Origin of the sequence: Alistipes shahii WAL 8301 (assembly GCF_025145845.1) — a bacterium.
GTDB lineage: Bacteria > Bacteroidota > Bacteroidia > Bacteroidales > Rikenellaceae > Alistipes > Alistipes shahii.
Window position 1 is genome coordinate 1,375,283 of record NZ_CP102253.1, and the last position, 23,213, is coordinate 1,398,495.

General features: G+C 49.6%; 19 protein-coding genes, 1 tRNA gene and 1 pseudogene. 9 read left to right on the forward strand and 12 right to left on the reverse strand.

Translation table 11 applies throughout. The features are described 5' to 3' along the window. The first annotated feature begins 641 nt into the window (after positions 1-641). Entirely contained in the window at positions 642-1,478 is an 837-nt protein-coding gene (locus tag NQ492_RS05920; RefSeq protein WP_044054369.1) for a glycosyltransferase family 2 protein, read from the forward strand. 26 nt (positions 1,479-1,504) lie between these two features. Here the strand turns inward: NQ492_RS05920 and NQ492_RS05925 are convergent, their stop codons facing one another. From NQ492_RS05925 to NQ492_RS05935, 3 genes are read right to left on the reverse strand one after another with little or no spacing between them, the layout of a single operon-like run. Beyond that, positions 1,505-2,467 (reverse strand): stealth family protein, encoded by a 963-nt coding sequence (locus tag NQ492_RS05925; RefSeq protein ID WP_015547160.1) that lies wholly within the window; start codon positions 2,465-2,467, stop codon positions 1,505-1,507. Further along, positions 2,457-3,350, reverse strand: coding sequence for a glycosyltransferase family 2 protein (locus tag NQ492_RS05930; RefSeq protein ID WP_015547159.1), 894 nt, complete (start codon positions 3,348-3,350; stop codon positions 2,457-2,459). Before NQ492_RS05930 ends, NQ492_RS05925 begins: the two co-directional genes overlap by 11 nt. 3 nt (positions 3,351-3,353) lie before the next feature. Further along, complete coding sequence (locus NQ492_RS05935; RefSeq protein ID WP_015547158.1) at positions 3,354-4,907, reverse strand: NAD(P)/FAD-dependent oxidoreductase; 1,554 nt, start codon at positions 4,905-4,907, stop codon at positions 3,354-3,356. A 96-nt stretch (positions 4,908-5,003) separates the two neighbouring features. Here NQ492_RS05935 and NQ492_RS05940 point away from each other — a divergent pair. The 5 genes and pseudogenes from NQ492_RS05940 to NQ492_RS05960 all read left to right on the forward strand — a co-directional run bounded on the left by NQ492_RS05940 (position 5,004) and on the right by NQ492_RS05960 (position 8,277). Further along, a tRNA-Leu gene (locus tag NQ492_RS05940) sits at positions 5,004-5,085 on the forward strand. Between the two features lie 317 nt (positions 5,086-5,402). Continuing rightward, positions 5,403-6,272: pseudogene (locus tag NQ492_RS05945) on the forward strand (site-specific integrase); the annotation flags it as partial. Between the two features lie 85 nt (positions 6,273-6,357). Then, positions 6,358-6,705, forward strand: coding sequence for a MobC family plasmid mobilization relaxosome protein (locus tag NQ492_RS05950; protein WP_015547157.1), 348 nt, complete (start codon positions 6,358-6,360; stop codon positions 6,703-6,705). Positions 6,706-6,707: 2 nt separating this feature from the next. Next, positions 6,708-7,595: a relaxase/mobilization nuclease domain-containing protein gene (locus NQ492_RS05955; protein ID WP_015547156.1), complete on the forward strand. Its 888-nt coding sequence runs from the start codon at positions 6,708-6,710 to the stop codon at positions 7,593-7,595. A 19-nt stretch (positions 7,596-7,614) separates the two neighbouring features. Then, on the forward strand, positions 7,615-8,277 hold the full coding sequence (locus NQ492_RS05960; protein WP_015547155.1) for a hypothetical protein: 663 nt from the start codon (positions 7,615-7,617) through the stop codon (positions 8,275-8,277). A 111-nt stretch (positions 8,278-8,388) separates the two neighbouring features. Here NQ492_RS05960 and NQ492_RS05965 read toward each other — a convergent pair whose 3' ends face one another. Together NQ492_RS05965 and NQ492_RS05970 are read right to left on the reverse strand one after the other, a co-directional pair. After that, entirely contained in the window at positions 8,389-11,430 is a 3,042-nt protein-coding gene (locus NQ492_RS05965; RefSeq protein ID WP_015547154.1) for a type I restriction endonuclease subunit R, read from the reverse strand. A gap of 7 nt (positions 11,431-11,437) precedes the next feature. Next, positions 11,438-12,721, reverse strand: coding sequence for an FRG domain-containing protein (locus NQ492_RS05970; protein WP_044054366.1), 1,284 nt, complete (start codon positions 12,719-12,721; stop codon positions 11,438-11,440). A 54-nt stretch (positions 12,722-12,775) separates the two neighbouring features. On the opposite strand from NQ492_RS05970, the gene NQ492_RS05975 reads away from it, so the two are divergent. The 3 genes from NQ492_RS05975 (at position 12,776) to NQ492_RS05985 (ending at position 15,660) form a co-directional block, all read left to right on the forward strand. Continuing rightward, on the forward strand, positions 12,776-13,399 hold the full coding sequence (locus tag NQ492_RS05975; RefSeq protein WP_259873938.1) for a restriction endonuclease subunit S: 624 nt from the start codon (positions 12,776-12,778) through the stop codon (positions 13,397-13,399). 87 nt (positions 13,400-13,486) lie between these two features. Next, positions 13,487-14,479 (forward strand): site-specific tyrosine recombinase/integron integrase, encoded by a 993-nt coding sequence (xerA, locus tag NQ492_RS05980; protein WP_044054364.1) that lies wholly within the window; start codon positions 13,487-13,489, stop codon positions 14,477-14,479. A gap of 2 nt (positions 14,480-14,481) precedes the next feature. Next, positions 14,482-15,660 carry a restriction endonuclease subunit S gene (locus NQ492_RS05985; RefSeq protein WP_259873940.1) on the forward strand — a complete coding sequence of 393 codons (1,179 nt, stop codon included), beginning with the start codon at positions 14,482-14,484 and terminating at the stop codon, positions 15,658-15,660. On the opposite strand, the gene NQ492_RS05990 is transcribed toward NQ492_RS05985, so the two are convergent. From NQ492_RS05990 to NQ492_RS06020, 7 genes are all read right to left on the reverse strand, one after another. Then, entirely contained in the window at positions 15,657-16,172 is a 516-nt protein-coding gene (locus NQ492_RS05990; protein WP_083923866.1) for a restriction endonuclease subunit S, read from the reverse strand. The two genes, NQ492_RS05985 and NQ492_RS05990, sit on opposite strands and share 4 nt — an antisense overlap. A 5-nt stretch (positions 16,173-16,177) precedes the next feature. Then, positions 16,178-17,731, reverse strand: coding sequence for a class I SAM-dependent DNA methyltransferase (locus tag NQ492_RS05995; RefSeq protein ID WP_015547151.1), 1,554 nt, complete (start codon positions 17,729-17,731; stop codon positions 16,178-16,180). A gap of 160 nt (positions 17,732-17,891) precedes the next feature. Beyond that, positions 17,892-19,139: a toxin-antitoxin system YwqK family antitoxin gene (locus NQ492_RS06000; RefSeq protein ID WP_259873942.1), complete on the reverse strand. Its 1,248-nt coding sequence runs from the start codon at positions 19,137-19,139 to the stop codon at positions 17,892-17,894. Between the two features lie 42 nt (positions 19,140-19,181). Beyond that, entirely contained in the window at positions 19,182-20,165 is a 984-nt protein-coding gene (rhuM, locus tag NQ492_RS06005; RefSeq protein ID WP_015547149.1) for a RhuM family protein, read from the reverse strand. An 82-nt stretch (positions 20,166-20,247) separates the two neighbouring features. Then, positions 20,248-21,801: a BACON domain-containing protein gene (locus tag NQ492_RS06010; RefSeq protein WP_015547148.1), complete on the reverse strand. Its 1,554-nt coding sequence runs from the start codon at positions 21,799-21,801 to the stop codon at positions 20,248-20,250. A 23-nt stretch (positions 21,802-21,824) separates the two neighbouring features. Next, positions 21,825-22,493 carry a hypothetical protein gene (locus NQ492_RS06015; protein WP_015547147.1) on the reverse strand — a complete coding sequence of 223 codons (669 nt, stop codon included), beginning with the start codon at positions 22,491-22,493 and terminating at the stop codon, positions 21,825-21,827. Between the two features lie 27 nt (positions 22,494-22,520). Beyond that, positions 22,521-23,210, reverse strand: a complete 690-nt coding sequence (locus NQ492_RS06020; protein WP_022061590.1) for a hypothetical protein — start codon at positions 23,208-23,210, stop codon at positions 22,521-22,523. Positions 23,211-23,213: the final 3 nt, after the last annotated feature.

Consider the following 23,213-nt stretch of genomic DNA (forward strand, 5'->3'; position numbering starts at 1 on the left):
CTGAAAACCCCAATCGACGGAATTTTCCGGAAAATGGAACCGGCCAATCGGGTTGAACGAAAAAACGGGCAAAACCCGGGAAGACCGAAACGGAGGTCCGGAAAATTCCGGACGCGCGAAAAGAGAGGCGCCCGGAAGCGGGCATAAAAAAAGCGCCTTCCGAAAAGACGCAAAAAAAGGAAACCTGGAACCGGACCGCAGTCCGTCTTTCCCAGTTTCCTCACCAACCTAAAACTACTAACCTAAATGAACCTTAAAACTTCGCTGCAAAGATAAGGCGAAAAAACCATCCGCGCAAGCTTTTATTAAAATAATTTTCAAATTTTTTGAGTTTTTTTAATATCACCAGCCGGCAAGAATTCATACGCCCATGTAAATCAACCATATAACACCCTCGCAACCCAAACCTTAAAAAACTTTTTTCCACCCGGTATGCAGTATCGGCCGAAAAGCGCATTTATATATATAAAAAGAGCGATATGACGATCATAACGGATAAATTGCTACTTTTGCAAAATGATTTCAGCAACGTCATTTTCTTTTCGGCCAGAATCTCCCCGCGCAACACCCCGGCAGAGATTTTGCACACTCGCTATTGCCCATCCTCGAACTCCTAACCTAACCAATAGTTTTACAGTACGATGACAGTATCGTTGATCATTTCCACTTACAACTGGCCTCGGGCGCTTTACCTTTGCCTCGACAGCGTGATGCAACAGACCGTCATGCCCTCCGAAATCCTGATTGCGGACGACGGATCGGGCATGAGCACCCGCGATGTCGTAAAGCACTTCGAGAACATCTCGCCGGTTCCCGTGCGCCATATCTGGCACGAGGATAACGGTTTCCGCCTGGCGGCCATCCGCAACAAAGCCATTGCCGCCAGCAAAGGAAAATACATTATCCAGATCGACGGCGACCTGATCCTGCAACGGAATTTCATTCAGGACCACATGCTTTTCGCCCGGGAAGGATGCTTCGTCACCGGCTCCCGGGGCATCATCACCGAACTGCTGACCCGCAAGGTGCTCAGCGGGGAGATCACATCGCTGTCCCCGCTGATGAAAGGCATCCGCAGCAGCAACAATGTCGTACGAATCCCGATCATGTCGATACTCTACCATACGTTCGGCCCGACCCGCGCTCCCCGTGGGTGCAATATGGCATTCTGGCGCAACGACCTGATTCGCGTAAACGGCTACGACGAAGATTTCAAGGGCTGGGGATTCGAGGACGCCGAATTATGCATACGGCTCAACAACAGCGAGATACATCAGCGATGCATGAAATTCCGGGGCGTTGCTTTCCACCTCCATCACAACCAGGCGGAACGTTCGGGCTGCAACAGCAACGAGCAGCGTTACAAAGACAGCATCCGCTGCCACCGGACCCGCTGCGAGAAGGGGCTCGACCGGCATCTTACCCCGAAAATATCCTACGAGATCGGCAGAGGGTCGGCCATCGTCATCGGCGGCTGACCCGGTCGCAGCGAATTCGCCGCGCGCTACTTTTCGAACGATGACTTTTCGGGGAAACGGGTGTCGAGAAACCTCCGGACCCGGATACGGTCTTCGTCGGTCATACGCACGTCGTCGTTCAGGCAGAACAACGACGGATCATATTTCTCCATAATAGACTCAAGATTAGGCAGATAAGCCGGGATGCAACGCGAATCGCTGCCGCAACCCGCGCCGAAAGCCGCACGAAGCAGCCGCAAGGGGTTGCGCAGTTTGTTGAAGCGGGTCACCTTGCGCAGCGAGGCGCGTCCGCGCGCCAACGCATCGTAGAGCACCAGGGCACGCTGCCAGTCGTCGCGCGAACGGAACCGGGCGTGCTTCGTATGCTCCAGTTCGGCCCGGAAGGTCTCGCAGCATTCGAGAAAATCGCTGCGGCGGTAAGCGTCGACATTGTGGTGGGGAGCCAGCGACGAGCACCTGCCGTAACGCGCCCGCACGAGATCCTGCATGCGGAGGATCGTATGGCAATAGATGTCGTCGTCGTGCTTCTTCAGCGACTGGACCTTAAGCCGCACGATGGGGCGGCCCTGCCAGTCGAAGAAAAACCCGGGATCGACGGGACGGCTGAAAAACATGTCGTCGTTGGCATAGAGGAAATGCTCGGCCAGACCGGGAATCCGGGGCAGAAACAGCTCGATGGTGCACGAATTGAAGACGGGAAGAATCTCCGCAGGCATGATCTCCCGGTGGGAAACCACCCTTATGCGCGGATTCGACGTATCGAGCCACGCAGGCGTCTGGTCGTCGGTCACAATATAGACGCGGCGTATCCACGGCGCGAATTTCTCCACCGAACGCAGGGAATAACGCAGTTCGTCGTTCTCGACGTAGCGGCACTCCCCCGCCACCTGGGGGTCCACCTGCCTGTCGGCCGGCAGAAATTCATTTTTCTTCGTCAGCCACACAGGGTCGTTCCCATCGACCCAAAGGTATACCAGATCAATGTCCATCACATGCTTGTTTATCGGTTACACGTTTCCGCCACACCGGAATCAGGTCGAACAACCGGTAGGTCTCCCGGTCGCCGCACTCCTTGATTTTCAGCCATGTAAGTCCCCAGCGGCCGAACGAACGGCGGGTAATGCGCCGGAACCTCGCGTCGAGACGTATTCCGCGGGCGTCGACGTAGGCCACGAAGGCTTTGTGGGCCAGATATTTGTCCTGCTGCTTTTTCGGCGTCTGGCGGCTCTTGGTAATCGACGCCCCGTTGACCACATAGCGGTAAACGACATCGGGAACCGTCACCAGAACACCCCCTTCGCCCAGCAGGCGCATCGTATATTCCACATCCTCGTAACAGACCCGTTCGCGAAAGCGCAGTCCCAGCCGCAACAGCATCTCGCGCCGCAGGAGCTTGTTCATCACATAAAAATCGGGCGGGCAGCGGCAGAGGCGAAATTTCTCCTGCGCTTCGGCAGCCACCTGCCGCTCCGTATAATGAATCGTCCATTTCGAATAGGAGGGTCTGATCTTCAGCATCGAGGCGCAGGCAATGTCGGCCTCCGCCTCCCGGGCGGCCTCGTACAGCCGCTCGCAGTAAGCCGGGTCGATCCAGTCGTCGGAATCCACGAAAAGGATGAATTCGCCCGTCGCGGCGTCGAATCCCCGGTTGCGGGCGCCGCCCAGGCCGCGGTTCTCCTGCGAAATGACCCGGATGCGGTCGTCCTGCGCCGCATAGCGGTTCAGGATGTCGATCGACCGGTCGGGACTTCCGTCGTCGACGCAGATGATCTCGATCCCGCGCAGGGTCTGTCCCACCACGCTGTCCAGGCATCGGGCCAGAAACGGCTCGACATTGTAGACCGGAATGATAATGCTGACTTTCGGTTCCATCGGCTATCGAATATAATTTTTTACCGCCTCGGCGATTCGTTCGCCGTCGAGCGCCGCAGAAATGATGCCGCCGGCGTAACCGGCCCCCTCTCCTGCGGGAAACAAACCCTTCGTTTCGGGATGCATCAGCGTCCCGGGGTCGCGCGGCACGCGCACGGGCGTCGAGGTGCGCGACTCCACGCCCACGACCACCGCTTCGTTGGTCAGGTACCCGCGCATCCGGCGGCCGAAGGTCGCGATGCCCTGACGCAGTCCCTGCGCGATGAAGCCGGGCATCCACTCGTCCAGACGCGACGGCGTGATACCGGGAATGTACGACGTTCGGGGCAGCGACCCGCTTGCGCGTCCCGCCACGAAATCGGCGACCCGCTGTGCCGGAGCGATCTGATGCTCCCCGCCCCGCTGCCGCGCCGACTCTTCGAACCGCTGCTGGAATTTCAGCCCCGCCAGCTCGCCCCATTCGGCACGCAGATGTTCGAAATCCGCAAGCCGGACCTCCGTGACCAGCCCCGAATTGGCATAGGGCGACGTACGGCCGCTGGGCGACATGCCGTTGACCACCGACTCCGCGGCATCGGTCATGGCCGGTACGATGAACCCGCCCGGGCACATGCAGAACGAGTAGACCCCGCGGCCGTTTTCCTGGCTCACGAGCGAATAGGAGGCCGCCGGGAGGTACTCGCCGCGCGTCTCGCAATGGTATTGGATCGAGTCGATCAGCGCCTGCGGATGCTCGATGCGCACCCCCATGGCAAAGGGCTTGGCCTCGACGCGCACGCCGCGGCGGTGGAGCAGTTCGTAAATATCGCGCGCCGAATGGCCCGTAGCCAGCACGACGGCGGCTCCTTCGATCAGTTCGTCGCCGCACCATACGCCTTTTATCCGGTCGCCTTCGATTTTCAAATCGGTAACGCGGCTCCCGAAACGGAACACGCCGCCCGCTCCGACAATCGTCTGCCGGATACGCTGCATGATGCCCGGCAGCTTGTCGGTTCCGATGTGAGGATGGGCCTCGAAGAGAATTTCGGGCGTCGCACCGTGAAACACCAGCGTCTGCAACGCCTTGTTGTAGTCGCCGCGTTTTTTGCTGCGGGTGAAGAGCTTGCCGTCGGAAAAGGTCCCGGCTCCGCCTTCACCGAAGGCGTAGTTCGAGTCGGGGTCCACAGCGCCGTTGCGGTTGATCTGCGCGATGTCGCGCTTGCGGGCCGAAACGTCGCGCCCGCGCTCCAGAATCACGGGCCGCAGGCCCAGTTCGATCAGCCGCAGCGCCGCGAACAGCCCCGCAGGTCCCGATCCCACGACCACGACCTCCGTGCGTCCGTCGACCGACGGATAGTCGAAATGCACCGGCCCGGGCTGCGGCTCGCGGTCGACGTACACTTCGAGCGTCAGGTTCACCTTCACCTGCCGCTGCCGGGCGTCGATCGACCGTTTCACGACCCGCGCCAGAGCAATATCGGCCTCCGAGACACCCATGCGCCGCGCCGCCTGCGAGGTGTAAAACGTCGCATCGGCAGCCTGCTTCGGCGTGAGTACAAGGGTAATATGTTGCGGCATGTCTAAAAAATTACTTACAAAAGTAACCAAAAAAGCCGGATAATGGCCCGTGCCGGTTGTGTTTTGTGAATTTTTATCTACCTTTGTCCTACCGATGCGGATATGGTGTAATTGGTAGCCACGTCAGACTTAGGATCTGATGCCTTACGGCGTGGGGGTTCGAGTCCCTTTATCCGCACAAAGGAGCCTTTTCCGAGGCTCCTTTTTTTGTCGCCCGTCCGGTAGGGGGGGGGCTGGTTATCACCATTTTGCAAAGGTCTCGACCGATTCCCCGAACCGGAAGCGGAAAGCAAGCCGGAGAAAACTGTTGGGTGGCAAAAAAGTGGGCAGAGACGATTTGGGCTTCCGAAAACAGGATTGCCACCTTTTTAGCCCGCAATACATTGTTTTGCTGCGTTTTACACCGCAATAAAGTTTCCTTGCAGACGTTTTGTCAATCCTTAAAATGTCACGAGTTATGAGACAAGAAACTTTTACCATCCTTTTCCTAATGCGAAAAGAACGACCGAAGTGGGCGTGCGCATCACGCAGCGCACGGCAGACAAGTACGAGCGGCTGCTGCGCTACCTCAAACAGTATCTCGCCCAACGCGGCAAAGCCGAGGATATTCCCGTTGAACGGATGAACTACGAGTTTCTGGACGGCTTCAACCTCTTCCTGCAAACCGCCCACCGCTGCCGCCACAACGGAGCGGTCGCCGTGATGAACTGTCTGCGCAACTTTGTCCTCTACTGCCTGCGCAACGAGTGGATCACGAAAAATCCGTTTCGCTACTATAAACTCAAAGAAGACGAGGTGCAGGCCAAGGAGCACCTCACGGCGCATGAACTGGAACTACTGAGCCGCAAGGCGCTCGACCACCGGCTGGCCCGCATCCGCGACGTCTTCGTCTTCTGCTGTCTGACGGGGCTGGCCTTCGCCGATGCCGACCACCTGCGGCGCGAGCACCTCTCGCAGGACGACGAAGGCCGCTGGTGGATTCACAAGCCCCGCGAGAAGACCTCCGTGATGAGCCGTATCCCGCTACTCCCGGCCACACTCGAAATCCTGCGCCGCTACGAGCACGACGAAGTATGCGTCGCACGCTCACGGGTGCTCCCTACGCCGAGTAACCAAAAGATGAACGCGTACCTGAAAGAGATAGCAGCCGTGTGCGGCATCAACAAAGTGCTGACCACCCACGTTGCCCGCCACACCTTCGCCTGCATGGCCGTCGAATACGGCATGCCGATTGACGTTCTAGCCAAGATTCTCGGCCACTCGAACACCAACACGACGCGCCACTACGCCAAGTTCTCCGAGACAGTCATCGGCCGCGAAATGGAGATGTTCGGACAAAAACTGACATCGGCCGCCGCGGAGTAACATTCCGGGTTTTAAGAGAGCAAGTTTATGTTTCGGGTGCCCCGAAACCCTTGCAGATTCATCCCGCTGGTCTCAAATGGATATAATGAAAAAGAATCCCAAAGGCGGACGTCCGCCCAAATCCGCAAGCGAAAAGCTCAAGGAGCGGCTGACCGTGAAGATGGCCGCAGCAGACTACTACGCCCTGCGCGGCAAGGCGCGGGCGGCAGGTCTCACCTGGGCCGAATACGCCCGGACGGCGCTCTCAAGGAGCGTCGTCCGCCAGCGCCTCACGGCAGAACAGATGACCCTGCTGCGGCAGCTCGCCGGTATGGCCAACAACCTCAATCAGCTCGCCCGAAAAGCCAACTCCGCCGGATATGTTCAGGCAGCGGCGGAGTGCACAGCTCTGATCGAAAAGATAGATACGCTAATAGATCAAATTAACGAATAACCATGATTGCCAAAATATCGAAAGGCGGTTCGTTCGGCGGAGCCGTCGATTACGTCCTTGACAAAGGAAAAGACGCCGAATTGCTCGCCGGACTGGGCGTCCGGATGAAAGACCGGGATTCCATCGTCCGCAGCTTCCGAATGCAGGCGGCACTGAATCCGCATCTTTCGAAGCCCGTCGGCCACATCGTCCTCGCCTTTTCGGCACAGGACGCCGCACGGCTCGACAACAGGCGGATGGTCGGAATCGCCGCGGAGTATCTCTCCGGCATGGGCATCCGAAACACGCAGTTCATCATCGCCCGCCACCGCGACCGGGAACATCCCCATCTGCATATCCTTTTCAACCGGGTGGACAACGACGGCCGTACCGTCTCCGACCGCAACGACCGCTACCGTTCGGAGCGACTCTGCAAGGAGCTGACCGTCCGGCATGGGCTCTACTTCGCATCGGGCAAAGAGAATGTCAAGGAGCACCGCCTGCGCGAACCGGACAAAACGAAATATGAAATTTTCCACGCGCTGCGCGACGCCGTACCCCGCTGCCGCGACTGGCCGGAGTTGACGGCAGCGCTGCGGCACGAAGGGATCGCTACCGAGTTCCGGATGCGCGGCGGCACATCCGACGTACAAGGCGTCGTCTTCGCCAGGAACGGCTACCCGTTCAACGGTTCGAAAATCGACCGGCAGTTCAGTTTCTCCAAAATCGACCATGCGCTGAGCCTGAACCGCCGACAAGCACTCTCCGCAAACGAACGTGGTTCTGTAAGCAATCCGGTCGCATCGTTCAGTCACCTGCTCGAAGATCTTCTGCAACCGGTCTACGATGCGGACGAAGAACGGCGCCTTCAGGAACGACTGCGCAAAAAGAGAAAACAACACCGACTTTAATCGACAATACCTATTATTTATGGACACGAACACGATTATCGAACTTTTCGAAGAACTGAGAAAACAACTCACCTCCCTCAGCCGCAGAATAGACGACCGCAACATATCCGCCCCAGCTCCAGTAACAACGGATGATAAAATCGCCCGACTGCTCGAAACGGCCCAATTCACCCGCACGAATGTCGAACGGGTACGCATGGAACTTGCAGACCGCATTACAACTATCGGAAAAGAGACTGAAAACCATACCGAGAAAATTATTGCGGCCGTCGCTCATCCTGCGCAACCCGCAGCCCAACGGCATATCCACGTCATCGACTTCAACACCTCGTGGGCACTACTCTATATGGCGATCTCTTTCATCGTGATTCTCTGCGGCGGCATCCATATTACTAAATTATACGACCGTATTGCCAACCTGCGTGATACGGAATTGAAATACCGTTACGTTCAAATGATGGGCGACATCGACGAGCAAAAATTGCGCAACCTGAACGCCCTCTTCTACGATTCCGAACGCCGCGCAGACCGTCGCTCGCTCCGGCAACAAGTTGAGCGTTACGAAACAGCCGTCCGGGAAGCAATCGAGAATCAACAACGTAGCGTTATCCGAAAGCAGGAAGCAGAAGATATCCGGCAAAAAGCAAAGCAGTTCCAAAAGGAATTAGACATTACAAAATAATCATACGCGCCTGTTATCTAATCAGAGTTAACAGGCGCGTATTACTTATCTTGCAAGATCATTATGCAACTCTTCTATACGACTCTTCCAACTTACCCATAGCTATCCCATTCAATTATTTTCGTTCCACTTCTTACACTGCTCCATAATCGTATTCAAAGCATCTTCCTGCCCTGCAGGCGGATAATCATACTTTTTCAACAACCGTTTGACAATACGCCGCATTCCGGCACGAGCACTCTCCTTCATATTCCAGTCGATCGTTTTGTTACGCCGGAGTGCATCCGTCAGCTCACGTGTAATAGCGATCAACTGATCGTTGGAATAGAAATCTTTTACAGCCTCAGGCTTGGTCAACGCATCATAAAAGGCAAGTTCTTCGCTGTTCAGATTAAGCGACTCGCCGGCCTTTTCGCCGAAAACGATCTCACGGGCTATTTTCAGTAATTCTTCGATAACCTCTTCGTTCGTCAGCATCCCTTTCAAATAGCGACTCATGGCATCGGACAGAATTTCCGAAAACTTCTCGGCTCGTACCGTATTCGTTCGCTGATATAGTTGTACCTGTTCTGCAATCAACCTACGCAATAATTCTACGGCGAAATTCCGTTCCTTCATCCGGGCAACCTCTTCAAGGAATTTCGGATCGAACAAAGAGAACTCCTCCTTAATATCGGAGAAAAGATTAATTACCCCTTCGCTCTTGATACTCTGCTTGAGCAATTCATTAATACGCCCGTTGATCTCACGGAACGAAATCTTACCCTTGCCCTCCACGCGCGTCAGTAATGTGCGCACCGCCTCAAAATAGGCAGCTTCGATACGCTGCTCGTAATTCAGCAAACTCTGACAAAGCGACAATGCCTGCCGCAGCAGCAGCGCCTCTTTGATATAGAGTTTTTTCGTTTCCATCCGCTCAGGGGACTGCATGAAATCGACACCTCCGCTGATGGCTTTCGCCCGCTCCAAATCAGACTTACCGAAGAAAGCGCCATAATTGAATCCATACATCAGATCACGGCAAACGTCCAGTTTCTTTTGAAACTCCGGATAGGCGGTTTTAGCCACATCCGTATCACCATAATTTTTGCGGTCACGGTATGTATAATCGTTCATCGCCGTCTTCAACGCCGAAGCGATACCCACATAATCCACAACCAAACCGCCTTGTTTATCCCCGAACACACGATTCACACGAGCAATAGCCTGCATTAGATTGTGTCCGGACATCGGTTTATAAACATACATCGTCGAAAGCGAAGGTACGTCGAAACCCGTAAGCCACATATCAACTACGATGACGATTTTCAACGAGCTGTCGTTGTCTTTGAACCTCTTCTCCAACTCTTTCTTGTGGGAATCATTTCCGATAATCGCCCGCCAGTCTTCCGGATCTTTATTACCGGAAGTCATCACAACAGCCAGCTTGTCACCCCATACCGGGCGCATTTCGAGAATCCGACGGTAAATCTTGATCGCTATCGGCCGCGAATAGGCTACTATCATCGCCTTACCCGTCTGCTCGTATTGCCGGAATTCCTCATAGTGTTTTACGATGTCCTCGCACAATGATGCCACCGTCGCGTCAGCTCCAAAGATCGAATCGAGCCGCCCCAATTCACGCTTGCTTTTCTCAATGACATACTCTTCCGCTTCCTCGGCCATCGCATCATACTCCGCATCAATACGTCGCAAGGTCTGCTCGTCGAGTTTCAGATTGATTACACGGCTCTCGTAAAATACCGGCCGTGTCGCACCGTCATCCACCGACTGCGTCATATCGTACACGTCGATGTAATCGCCGAATACTTCGCGTGTCGACCGATCTTTTTGCGCAATAGGCGTTCCGGTAAACCCGATATAGGTAGCATTCGGCAACGCATTACGCACCAGACGCGCCGCGCCGATTACAACTTTGGCCTGCATCACCCCGTCAGCATCCGTAACCATTCGGACCCTCTCCTCCAATCCATATTGACTGCGATGCGCCTCGTCGGCCATAACGACTATGTTTCGTCGTATCGAAAGCGGTTCTTCGCTCTCCTCGAATTTCTGCATCGTCGAGAAAAAGATACCGTTCGCTTCGCGTCCCGCCAATAATTCCCGAAGATGAGCCCGACTTTCGGCTTGCACGGGTGTCTGACGCAAAAAATCCCTGCAACAAGCGAACTGCCGGTACAACTGGCCGTCCAAATCGTTACGGTCTGTCAGCACGACAATCGTCGGCGACGACATCGCCTGCTGCAACTGCTTGGCGAAAAAGACCATCGACAATGACTTTCCGCTGCCCTGCGTATGCCAAAACACGCCACCCCGACCATCCGTCTCAGCTGCTTTGACCGTCGAAAGCACAGCCTTGCGTACGGCATAAAACTGATGATAGGCACTTAATATCTTAACGCGCTGTTTACCGTCTTTCGAGTAGCAAATAAAATTCCGCAACAATTCAACAAACCGCGTTTTTTCGAACATTCCCGCGAAAAGCACATCGAAATTCGCGCTATGGGTATCCTCATAACTCCCATCCACCGTCTTCCACTGCATAAAACGGTCTTCACCCGCCGTGATCGTCCCCGCCTTAGTCATCCCCTGATCGCTCATCACACAAAAAGCGTTATAGATAAAGAGTGACGGAATCTCCTGCATATAGTTACGCAATTGTGCATAAGCTTCCGACACGTCCGTATTCTCACGCGAGGGCGATTTGAGCTCGACCACCACCAGCGGCAATCCATTGACAAATACGATCATATCCGCACGCCTTACCGAGTGCCCATCGACCGTCCATTGATTAGCGATTGTAAACCGATTATGTAATGGTGAATCATAATCGACAAGCCGGACATTTGCAGAGCATTGCTCGCGGCCATCGAAATAATTGACAGCTACGCCATTTTGCAAGTAATCCGTGAACAATTCATTCTTCTGTACCAACGTTCCACCCTCATAAGTTCGAATCTTCACCATGGCTTCGTCAATAGCGGCCTGTGGCAGACCACGATTGATCTGCGGCAACACAGCCTCCAGCGCCTCCACGTAAAGCGGTTCTGCATAGTCGCGTATCACATTGGGGCCGTACACATAATCGTAACCTAATTGCTCTCGAAACAACTCGAGAATGGCGTTTTCAAAATCATCTTCGGTGAAGTGCATATAATTGTTATTTTTTCACATACAAGTTAACAAGCTGTGATACCATATTACGCGCAGATTGCGTTGCGACATCAGAACTAATAGATTGTAAAGACAGGCTTCGTTTGATTTTACGTCTCAAATCACTAATGGTCGCTTCCTTATTGGCCCAATCTATATATTCGGTTTGCCGTGTAATAATTCGAAGAACATTCTGTTTTATAGCATCATCTGAAATATATTGTGATACGATATCATAAATAGCCTTATCAACTAACTCTTCTTTCACTACGGATTCAGCTATCTCAACTCTTTCCTTAGATTCTTCAGCTTTTATTGCATCAAAATCTATCTTTTCAAAAGATGAAGCGCTTCTGACATTAGATTTACACATACTATATTTGATATATGCCATCTGATGCTCCAACTCCGGAAATAAAGCCCCTTGGTTTATATTGTAGAAATTCAATTCTTCTAAAAGGCTTTCCTTACTTCCGGCCGGTATGATTATCCTTTCGCTCGCAAACTGGCTATTTAAAGAACAACTGCTCTTTTCGATCCGACTGACGCCGTAATCAGATTTATTGAGTTGAATATTAATGCTACCCGAAAGCAAAAAGGCTCCGCTCTGCCGAATCAAACGTTCATTGTTGAATGTCGATATAACAAAGTAGGCATTTTGCATCACCTTTGCCAGTTCCTCAAAATCCTCGGCTTGTTTTATTTGACTGCGTAATCCTAATTTCTCGACCAATTGATGCAATACAATATCTCCGTTGAAATCCATTTCCGCAATTCGAGCCAACAGATCAATATCATCTGAATTATGCTTATGTCCATAAGCCCGTCTATAATAAACAGCCCCATCGACATCATATTCATTATCAAATGGATGATCGGAATCGACATCAATAGTATCAGATTCTTTATAATTCTTGTCGTAGTTTTCTTTATCTTCACATTTTGCACACGCAAAATACAACGCGACTAAAGGGTTTAGCGTTACATCCAACATTCTGGTTGGCAGTCCATAATGTTGTAATTTTGTCAGTCGTTCAAATGCGCTTCGGCCACCAAATTCAAAAGGAGCACGAGCACAAGCTTCGGATATAATATCGGATTCAATCGTCAGGTTATTCTCTCTAAATAAACATGGGCGCACATCCCAATTTTTATTGGATTGGCCCCTGAAAAAGAATCGCTCATTGCTACCTTCATTGGCAGCTTGCAACTGAGAAATATATGCAACATATTCCGACAATGTATTGACGATTACATTGCCGTTTGAATCAATATTAAGATCTAATTCCATTAGAAATCCCAGTTTAATACAAATATAACAAAAATAGAAATTACAATAGTAACTTTGATAAATGATAATTTAGAGGAGCAGGCCAAAGCGTTGTTTAAGTCGTGGTTTGTGGATTTCGATCGAAACGAATGGGTTCACTGTGAATTAGGAGATATCACACTTATTACTGCTGGAGGTGATAGGCCTTCAAAATATACTAATAAAAAGACTATTGAGTGTCATGTTCCTATATATTCTAATGGAATAGATAATGAAGGATTATATGGTTATACAAATGTTGCAAAAATTCACGAGGAAAGTATAACTATTTCTGCAAGAGGAACTATAGGTTATGTCTGTTTGAGATTAGAACCATATGTTCCTATTGTCCGGCTAATTTCAATAATCCCTAATAAAAAAGAGTTGTCTGCAAAATATTTATACTTGTGGGCATTAACTCAGAATATTACAGGAACGGGGACGACTCAGCAACAATTGACTGTTCCGATTTTCAGAAAAACTCCAATATCAATACCCTCTGACACTAAATTGAAGCAATTTAACTCTATTGCTGATCCTTTATTTAGTCAAATTGAATCTAATAAAAAAGAAAACATAAAATTATCCACTCTCCGCGATACCCTTCTACCCAAACTCATGTCCGGTGAGATCTCCGTTGAGGAGGTTTCCCTCGATTAGCTTGCTAAATTATCATTTATCGGTTATCTTTGTGTGTATTTCAATGGACTGCGTAACTTTATCAATTTCAATAATACAAACGCAGCCATGAAAGAAAAACTAATTGACGAAATTAAAACCGCGATGCGTACCGTCATTACGGCAGATCAAATGAGCATCTTATGCAACGTGCTGAATCGCACATTGCAAAATATTGACATCGCAGAAAAGCTTCCGGATAGCGAAGCACGAATCAAGGCTAATTCTCAACTGCAAACGCTATTTATATCAGCCAAGCGCGTCGAGGGATGCTCCGAGAAAACACTGAAATATTATGCTTCGACTATCGAATATATGTTACGGCAGATCGACAAGAATATCATCGATATAACAACGACCGATCTACGATGTTATCTTGCATCATACCAATCGAATAACCAATCATCAAAAGTTACCATAGACAATATCCGCAGAATTTTCTCAAGCTTTTTCGCATGGCTCGAAGACGAAGATTATATCCTTAAAAGCCCGGTGAGACGCATCCATAAAGTTAAAACAGGCTCCTTAATTAAAGAGGTGCTATCTGATGAAAATCTCGAAATTTTGCGTGACAACTGCACCCATATACGAGATCTGGCAATCGTAGATATGCTATCGTCTACCGGCATCCGCGTCGGCGAACTGGTAAAAATTAATCGAGAGGATATAGACTTTCACGAACGCGAGTGCATCGTTTTCGGTAAAGGCAACAAAGAACGGGAAGTCTATTTCAACGCCCGCACAAAAATTCATCTGAAACAATACCTCGAAAGCCGGACAGATGACAATCCGGCACTCTTCGTATCCATCGCTAAGCCGCATAATCGGCTTAAAATTAGCGGAGTGGAGTTACGGCTCCGCCAGCTCGGCCGCAAAGTTTCGATTCACAAAGTTCATCCGCATAAATTCCGCCGAACACTTGCTACAATGGCCATTGATAAAGGAATGCCGATCGAACAGGTGCAGAAGCTATTGGGACACGTCAAGATCGACACCACAATGCACTATGCAATGGTTAATCAAAGCAATGTCAAAATCTCACATCGGAAATATATAAATTAGATATGAACGAGTGGAAAATATATAAACTTTCAGAAATTGGGACAATTATAGGTGGAGCAACTCCATCAACCTCAAATCCCCATTATTATGGTGGACAAATTCCATGGATAACCCCTAAAGATTTATCTACTCTCAACGGTAGATTTATTGAAAAAGGAGAGCGAAATATCACTGAAAAGGGACTGAGTAGCTGTTCTGCGCAATTACTCCCACAAGGTTCTATTCTTTTCACCTCTCGTGCACCGATTGGATATGTTGCAATAGCCAAGAATCCTATTACAACGAACCAAGGATTTAAAAGCATAGTCCCCAACGAAAAAGTTAACAATATATTTTTGTATTATCTGATGGTATACAACAAGAGTAATATTGAAGCAATGGGCAGTGGGACAACTTTTAAGGAAGTATCCGGTTCTACAATGAAAAAAGTTGAGATTAGAATACCTAATATTGATGTGCAAAAAAGAATAGCCTCTATCCTTGCATCATTAGATGATAAAATAGAACTCAATCGACGCATAAATGATAATTTAGAGGAGCAAGCCAAAGCGCTGTTTAAGTCGTGGTTTGTGGATAATCAAGATAATGATTGGAAAAAAATTAGATTGGAAGAAATCCTTGAGATTGGCAAAACTTCTATAATCCCGGCACAAAGTCCTGACACAATCTTTGAACATTATAGTTTGCCTGCTTTTGATAATGGAACAAGGGCAGCTTATGAAAAAGGTTGCGCAATAAAAAGCTCAAAATTTTATATTCAAAAAAATATGTTTTTGTTCTCTAAATTAAATCCGAGAATTAAACGTATTTGGTTCCCTAATATTCAGACAGAAAAAGCTATATGCTCAACTGAATTTATACCATATAAACCTAAAGATGCTTCATTGTTAGGATTTTGCTATTCGATTGTAAATTCAGAAGCATTTTATGAATATGTACTCTCTTTGACCAATGGTTCTACTGGTAGCCATCAACGATTCCATCCAACAGCTACTTTGGACTATTCATTAAAGATTCCAGATAAAGATATTATAAAAAAGTTTGAAAGCATAGTTAGACCATTATATGAATTGATTGCGAAGAATAGAACTGAAAATGAAAAACTCGCTTCTCTCCGCGATACCCTTCTACCCAAACTCATGTCCGGCGAGCTCTCCGTCGAGGAGGTTTCCCTCGATTAGCTTGCTAAATTATCATTTATCCGTCGATTGAGTCTGATCTTATTATCGAGAGAAGATAATATAGCTACAACTTTTTTCTGCACATCTATTGCGGGGATATTTACAGGCCATTGCATAATCTGTTTTTTGTCCCCTCGAGGCATTTTACACCCTTTTGCTCCCGACATTACGTAATCGAAAAACGCTTGCTGGCTCAACAGATAGTATAAATATTTGCTATCTGTATTTTCTTTTGCACGAATACACAAGACATCCGCAGAGCACCCACCGCACCTATCAGCACACCATATTTTTTGGAAATATGGCCGAATATTAGAGATCAAAATATCTCCGATTTTATATTCAGTTGTGGTTCCAGGCGGTATTATTGTAGATTCACTTATACCACCTTTATTGGGTAACATATTTTCCGTAGAGATATAATTCATACTACTCGTTGTGCGATTATTTACATAGTCACATACATGTTCTAATTCACATGCATTTTTTAAGTCATTAAGAATTAAGCCCATATTTGCTACAATTTATACCCAATACTACCTAACTGTTTTTTGATCTCTGCCTCCAGCTCGTGCGACTTTTCAAATAGTCCAGAAAGCTCGCCCGTCAAGCGTGTCATTTTCTCCTCAAACGGTTCGGTGTCCTCCTCTTGCGCAGCAATGCCCACATAGCGACCGGGCGTGAGAATAAAATCCTGCTTGGCAATTTCTGCGACAGAGGTAACCACACAAAATCCTTTTTCATTCTCCAATTTTCCAGCAACATAGGCATTATAGGTGTCGGCAATGCGCTGAATATCGCCGCGCTTTATCGGATCGACCGTGTCACTATCGGTCAATTCGCGCAGTTTGCGCGTTACCATTGTACCTAAGTTGCGAGCATCGATAAAGAGCGTTTTGCCCTTTTGTTGCTTGTTTTTATTGAAAAACCAAATCGACACGGGAATTTGTGTAGTATAGAACAACTGCGGCGGCATAGCGATAACACAATCCACCAAATCAGCCTCTACCAATTTACGCCGAATCTCGCCCTCACCGCCACTCTGGCTCGACAGCGAGCCGTTGGCCAGCACAACGCCCGCACGTCCCGTCGGGGCAAGGTGGTGGATGATATGCTGAATCCACGCAAAGTTGGCATTGCCGTTGGGCGGCGTACCGTATTTCCAACGCACATCATCCGCCAGCTTATCCGCCCCCCAATCGCTCAAATTGAACGGTGGATTGGCCATCACGAAATCGGCCTTCAGAGTTGGATGGCAATCATTGAAAAAGGTATCCGCATTATATTGTCCGAGATCGGCCTCGATACCGCGAATCGCCAAGTTCATCTGCGCCATTTTCCATGTCGTAGGATTGGAATCCTGACCATAGACCGATATATTATTGATATTTCCAGAGTGGTTCTCGATGAATTGTGCAGACTGTACAAACATACCACCCGAACCGCAGCAAGGATCGTAAACACGGCCTTTATAAGGTTGTAATACGTTCACCAATGTCTTAACGATACAAGCCGGAGTATAAAATTCACCTGCCAATTTTCCTTCGGCCTCAGCAAACTTCGAAAGACAATATTCGTAAGCACGCCCCAAAATATCCTTCGAATCGCCGTGCTCATGCATCCGAATATTTGTAAACAAATCGACAACTTCACCCAAGCGGCGTTTGTCGAGCTCGGGACGCGCAAAGTTTTTCGGAAGAATATCTTTCAGACGCTTATTCTCCTTCTCAATTGCCCGCATCGCATTGTCGATGATCGTTCCAATTTCAGGAGAGTGTGCATGGATGGCAATAGCTTCCCAACGGGCTTCCGCAGGGACATAGAAAACCGGATCATAACTACCCTTCTCATTTTTATTACTCAAATACTCATCCTTGTCTTCCTCAAAGCCCTCTCCTTCGGCAACAAGCTGTTGATATTTAGCTTCGAATTTGTCCGAGATGTATTTCAGGAAAATAAGTCCCAATACAACGGATTTATATTCCGATGCATCAATATTTCCGCGCATCTTATCCGCCGCCTTCCATATTTCCTTTTCAAAGCCGATGTCGGCTGTATTCATCGCTGCCATTGTATAGAATATTTTAGGTAAAGGTACAAAATCTTCCCATTTTTTCGCTTTCCCGCAAAGGAATAAACCTTAAAAACAATATCCGCAAGGCTCACATAGCGATTTGCAGGACCTTGCGGATATTATTTCCTCAACTAAATTTTAGAAAAAATGATACAGCTTAGTTGTTCTTATTCAATAAAAACGCATTTTTCTTGTCAAATCCCCACTCATAAATGTATTCGGCACCTTCAATCCGGATAATGAACACAACACGCTCCCCTTTAATCCATGCTACATGAACAAATCCGGATACGGATTCTCCGGGATATATCGTGTTTTTCTTCAAATATCCCAGCTTTTTGACCTGTTGTTCGTCCTGCAAGGCCTGACCGAAATCAGCGAGCCGCTGCTGTGAGGCCATGTTGGCCTGATAGGCCGCAGAGGGATTATAAGTCGTAGCCGTATAAGACGAATAACCGCCGTAGCTGCTGTAACCGGTCGTCGTGGAGGTCGAATAACCTGCGCCGGCAGCAGCCATTCCTTCGCTGACACCCATCAAAACAGCGGCCCAGGTCTGCGACCGGTTCACTTTCTTCAGATAGCTATCGCAAGACCAGACCTGCAGATCGGTGGCGACATCGTGTTCGTCTACGGAATAGGCCGTCATATCGGTCTCCGGATTGAATTCGACCGGCGTCAACGAATTGTTGGAGATAATCACATCGACCCGATGCCACTTGCCGTAATCCCGGACGATGGCATCCGTCAACGCGATCGTCAATCCGTTTTTGAAATAGACTTCCCAGGGCACACCGTCCCGATAATCGGCCGAGCGCTCCGCTATGGCTGGTGATTCCCATACCGGCATGTCGTCCGCAATGCGGAATTTAAGCGTGTTCCCGCTGCCGTCCGCCAGCAAATAATAATCATGAACCGGCAGCCCTGCACGATATTCCACCATTCGGCAGGAGCCGTCCTCGTTGTATGTCTTGTACGTTCCGGACAATTCGCCGCCGGCATACAACGCACGCGTTTTCAACGTTCCATTCTCGTCGTATTGCCGATATTCGCCTTCCAACAATCCTCCCGAATAATATGATTTTTCCGACATGTGACCATTCTTGAAATAGGAAACAACGTCTCCGTCAAACACTGTCCGGCAATCATCGAGCGTATCGATTGTCTGAAAATGCCCTTCTCTCCGCAATTCTCCCGAAATATAAAAATCCTTGAACATTTTGAGCCCCGCCGAATCCGCAGGATAAAGCGCCAGCCGATAATAATCGGCAAAAACCGGATTCCGCACCGTCACCCCCGAACGGCTATAGTAGAGTGTATCTATCCGCTCTTGCGACAAGGCACCGTTGCCTACCACAAGCAACAATACGAACAATAAAACTCGGTTCATAAAATAACTGGGTTTCATAGGTTTCATCGCTTTTCCGATATCCGACACGCCGTTATCGTGTCAATTGTTCTTATTAATCAAGTTCACCACAACCTTCGTCATTACATCTTTCTCTTCTGTGCGACTCTCAGCAATCATGAGCGTCAGAGCGACCAGCGTATTGTTATCCAAAAGGCGCGAACCATCAGCACGGTAAAGAATCCGATTGTTTTCCAAAAACCAAAGGAACAGAAACGCTGCGATGCGTTTGTTGCCGTCACTGAACGAGTGGTTCTTGACCGTCAAGTAAAGCAGATTGGCTGCCTTTTCCTCGACACTCGGGTAGAGATCACGCCCGCCGAAGGTTTGGTAAATTGCCCCCATTGTGCTTTTGAACGATTCGTCTTTTTCGTGAGCGAACAATTCGCTGCCTCCGAATTTCTCACGCAACACCTGCAATGCCGCCATCGCATTTTCATACGTCGCATGAAACGGTTCTTCCGCCGTGGTTGCCGCAACCTCCAACTGCTGATAGTCATAACGATCGAGCGTGTCGAGGCCATAAGTATAGTCCGTAATCACGCGCAGTAGCCCGACCGCCTCGGATTTCGTAACCTCCTTCGCAGCCAAGACATGGGAGAGCAGGCGAACAGTCTTTTTCAACTCCTCCAACTGCTCGGCTTTCGCTTGGGTATTGACGGCATAGCCTTTTATTAGGTACTCTTTCAAAATTTTGTTCGCCCAGATACGGAATTGTGTTCCGCGCTGTGACTTGACACGATATCCGACAGAGATAATCACGTCCAGATTATAAACTGTAATCTTACGCCTAACAGAACGATTGCCCTCTTGCCGAACTATCAAGTATTCCTTGACAGTTGCCTCTCGCTCGAGCTCGCCCTCTTTAAAGATATTATTTATATGAAGGCTCACATTCTGTTTGGTCGAATTGAACAACTCTACCATCTGCGCCTGCGTCAGCCACACGCTGTCGTTCTCCATGCGGACGTCCAGACGGGTCTCACCGTCGGCTGTCTGATAAATGATAATCTCGCCCCTGTCCATGAAAGCAAAGATACGAATAAACCCGAAAAGTCGATAACCTTTAGCTCTCAACCGATTCGCCCGTCCTTTTCAAATAAAAACATCAGCGGCCGTGATATCCTTTATCCGGCTCTCCGGAGTACCACCATCCCTTACCCCGATCCATATAAACGATTTTTTCTTGCCCCGTGACAGCATCTTTTTCCACACTGTATTCGTATCGAATATCATGTTCGAAAAGAGTCAGTCGATCGAACGACTCCGGTATCTCCGATAAAATCAGGTTATCAGTACAGATCAATTCGGTCAGATACGGGCAAGCTGAAATATCGATATTCTCCAGCAAGTTGCCCGAGCAATCCAATTGTCCGAGCATTTCACAACCGAAAAGGCTTATCGAGCGCAATGCGTTTCGCGCACATCCCGCGATACGCAACGATTTACAGCCTGTCAAGTCGAGGCGTTGCAGATTGTTGTAGGAGCATTCGAGTTGCGAAAGCCGATCGGTTCCGGACAGATCCAATTCGGTCAGCCGATTTCCATAACAATATAACTCACTGAGTAGCGGCGCAAAATCAGACAGGTCCAAAGTTTCGAGCCGATTGTCGTAACAATAGAGCCGGCCGAGTTTTTCGCAGCCGGAGAGATCGAGCCGGGTCAGTTCATTCGCCCCACAGTTCACAAGCGTCAGCGAGAAGCATTTTGACAAATCCAGTACGGACAGTCGGTTGCCATAACAGAAAAGCATCCGAAGGCCTTCCCGTCCTGCCATGTCCAACTTTTCCAACCGGTTTTCGGCGCAGTTCAAGTCCGTCAAGGCCATACATGACGAAATGTCCAATGTCCCCAACCCGTTATAAGGAACATTCAGTTCCGTCAGGTAAGGACAGGACGACAGACCGAGTTCCGTGAGACTATTGTAACCGCAGAGCAGCCGCCGGAGAGAATAACAGCCGGAAACGTCCAGACCGGAAATTCCGCAGTTCGTACAGTCCAGTTCCTCCAACAGCGGACAACCGGAAACATCAATCTCCGTCAGCGAATTTTTCGCGCAGCGAAGCGACACCAACGCCGTACACCCCGACAAGTCGATTTTTCCGTGCAGGTTGTTTTCGCCGAGAATCAGCGAGAGTTTCCCGTCTTCGTATTTGACAGAAGATCCCCATTCGGACAAAGGTTTGTCCGTGCACCAGTTTTCCTGGAAGCGCCAATTGTCACCGCCGGTATCCTGATAAAGTTTTTCGAGGAAACGGCGCACCTCTTCTTCACCGCACGGCTCCATATCCGAAGCATGCTGCACAAAAGACAATCTCTGTTCCGCCCGCCCCGAGCGGATGATTATTTCAGCGCTTCGTTTTTCTGTGGTAATATTCGGCAATACGGTTACCTTTACCGTCCCATTACCGTCGTCTCCCTCCGCCGGTTCGATCCGGTACCATTCCGCATGGACCGGATCGGCCGGCACAACACTCCATGCTTTCGTCGCAGAGAATCGCAGCTCCCACAAACCGCCCATTGCCGGAAATTCCTTAACGGACGGCGTACCGGGCGCAAGGGTTATGGCATCCGGTTCCGATGGCAACGGAGCATGTTCTCCTTCCGGACTGCATGCCGTCACCATGAAAACGAAAAGGAGGAGTATCGGGCACTTATTCATGGCAATTCAATGCTATTCGACCGCTACTCCTGCTCCTGTTGCGGGACGTAATGCTCCGCAACGAAAGCAAACAGCGCCGCAACCCCGCCTCCTTTGCCGAGCCAACGTCGCTGACGAATTTGCTCCAACATGGCAGGATCATCCTCAAAATAGCGTTCTACCAGCGCAATCATTTTCTTGTTCGAATTCTGAAAGAAAAGATACTGGCCGAGGAATACGGGGCTCTTTTCGTCCGATTTCCAAAAATAGGCACTCGGTTCGGTTACATTCAATTTGGGGTTTACAATCCCGACCAGCCCTTTATTAGACATTTTGTAAGTCTGATAACGGGTAAAGAAGGCGACATGCCTGCCCGAAGATTCCGGTACCAGCCATCGGGCTGCCGGAATCTTCTTTTTCCCTTTTTCCTTGATGAACGGGACGCAATAAAGTTCGTTTTTGGCTTCGGGATTCTTTTCCGGCCAAAGTTCAAGATAAGCGATTTCCACGGCCGCCAACGTCCTGGCTTGATTCTTTCCATCGGAAAGCACCCGGACAGACACTTCGGCATCGATCCATCCGGGAATCGTAATGCTGGTACATTCCAGCGTACGGCCGTCCAGAAAATGAACGGTTCCGGGACATTTCTTATCTGCGGCATTCGCGGAAACAGCTGCCAGTAAAAGCGCCCAAACCGCCAGTAGTTTTTTCATGTTTTCAGCATATTTGAATATCGATCATCATTCATTGGGCCGGCTTGCCAGATACGCATCGTACATATCGAGTATCCATGCGTCGTTCTCTTCGGCCTCTTTTTTACGTATTTTGCCTTCGGCACCTTTAAACCATTTCTTATAAAATGCCTTCAGCCCGGGATGCAGTTTGTCCATCAACATCGTACCGACATACATATACGGATAGACGATTCGGCCGGGATCATTGTGGAAACGTATGCCGTATATGGTTGTCAGCACCCTGCGGTCTCTGTTACCTACTCGTTCCGTCGTCCACGTCTTCCACCAATAGGTCGTTGCATTCGCTCCGGCCTTGTTCACACAAACCAGTCTGTGATAAGTGCGGTAACGATTCGTGAGTCCTGGAGCAGCAATATCGAGGGCCTCCCAGCGAATGCCGTCCGGATTTTCCTCCGTCGTCTCTGTATATTCGACACTCTCTACGTCATCGGCCGTATATTTGACGGGCTCTTTGTCATCGGGCGTCTTGGTGATTTTGAACGAATAGTTCTCCTGTTTCAGCAGAGCGCCCTCCGCATGCCATCCCCGATGGAGATAGCCTTCTACTTTTTCCCCGGACTTGAGAGTTACGACTACGTGCCGGAATTCCTGATCTTCCGGATCTTTGGCGTCAGCCTGGGAAATGCTGCCGAACATGGCCAACACAGTTGCAGTACAAAGTAAAAACCGTTTCATAAT

Coding starts and splice junctions, on each gene's coding strand:
- NQ492_RS05920 (WP_044054369.1), top strand. CDS start 642: ATGACAGTATCGTTGATCATTTCCACTTACAACTGGCCTCGGGCGCTT.
- NQ492_RS05925 (WP_015547160.1), bottom strand. CDS start 2,467: ATGGACATTGATCTGGTATACCTTTGGGTCGATGGGAACGACCCTGTG.
- NQ492_RS05930 (WP_015547159.1), bottom strand. CDS start 3,350: ATGGAACCGAAAGTCAGCATTATCATTCCGGTCTACAATGTCGAGCCG.
- NQ492_RS05935 (WP_015547158.1), bottom strand. CDS start 4,907: ATGCCGCAACATATTACCCTTGTACTCACGCCGAAGCAGGCTGCCGAT.
- NQ492_RS05950 (WP_015547157.1), top strand. CDS start 6,358: ATGAAAAAGAATCCCAAAGGCGGACGTCCGCCCAAATCCGCAAGCGAA.
- NQ492_RS05955 (WP_015547156.1), top strand. CDS start 6,708: ATGATTGCCAAAATATCGAAAGGCGGTTCGTTCGGCGGAGCCGTCGAT.
- NQ492_RS05960 (WP_015547155.1), top strand. CDS start 7,615: ATGGACACGAACACGATTATCGAACTTTTCGAAGAACTGAGAAAACAA.
- NQ492_RS05965 (WP_015547154.1), bottom strand. CDS start 11,430: ATGCACTTCACCGAAGATGATTTTGAAAACGCCATTCTCGAGTTGTTT.
- NQ492_RS05970 (WP_044054366.1), bottom strand. CDS start 12,721: ATGGAATTAGATCTTAATATTGATTCAAACGGCAATGTAATCGTCAAT.
- xerA (WP_044054364.1), top strand. CDS start 13,487: ATGAAAGAAAAACTAATTGACGAAATTAAAACCGCGATGCGTACCGTC.
- NQ492_RS05985 (WP_259873940.1), top strand. CDS start 14,482: ATGAACGAGTGGAAAATATATAAACTTTCAGAAATTGGGACAATTATA.
- NQ492_RS05990 (WP_083923866.1), bottom strand. CDS start 16,172: ATGGGCTTAATTCTTAATGACTTAAAAAATGCATGTGAATTAGAACAT.
- NQ492_RS05995 (WP_015547151.1), bottom strand. CDS start 17,731: ATGGCAGCGATGAATACAGCCGACATCGGCTTTGAAAAGGAAATATGG.
- NQ492_RS06000 (WP_259873942.1), bottom strand. CDS start 19,139: ATGAAACCCAGTTATTTTATGAACCGAGTTTTATTGTTCGTATTGTTG.
- rhuM (WP_015547149.1), bottom strand. CDS start 20,165: ATGGACAGGGGCGAGATTATCATTTATCAGACAGCCGACGGTGAGACC.
- NQ492_RS06010 (WP_015547148.1), bottom strand. CDS start 21,801: ATGAATAAGTGCCCGATACTCCTCCTTTTCGTTTTCATGGTGACGGCA.
- NQ492_RS06015 (WP_015547147.1), bottom strand. CDS start 22,493: ATGAAAAAACTACTGGCGGTTTGGGCGCTTTTACTGGCAGCTGTTTCC.
- NQ492_RS06020 (WP_022061590.1), bottom strand. CDS start 23,210: ATGAAACGGTTTTTACTTTGTACTGCAACTGTGTTGGCCATGTTCGGC.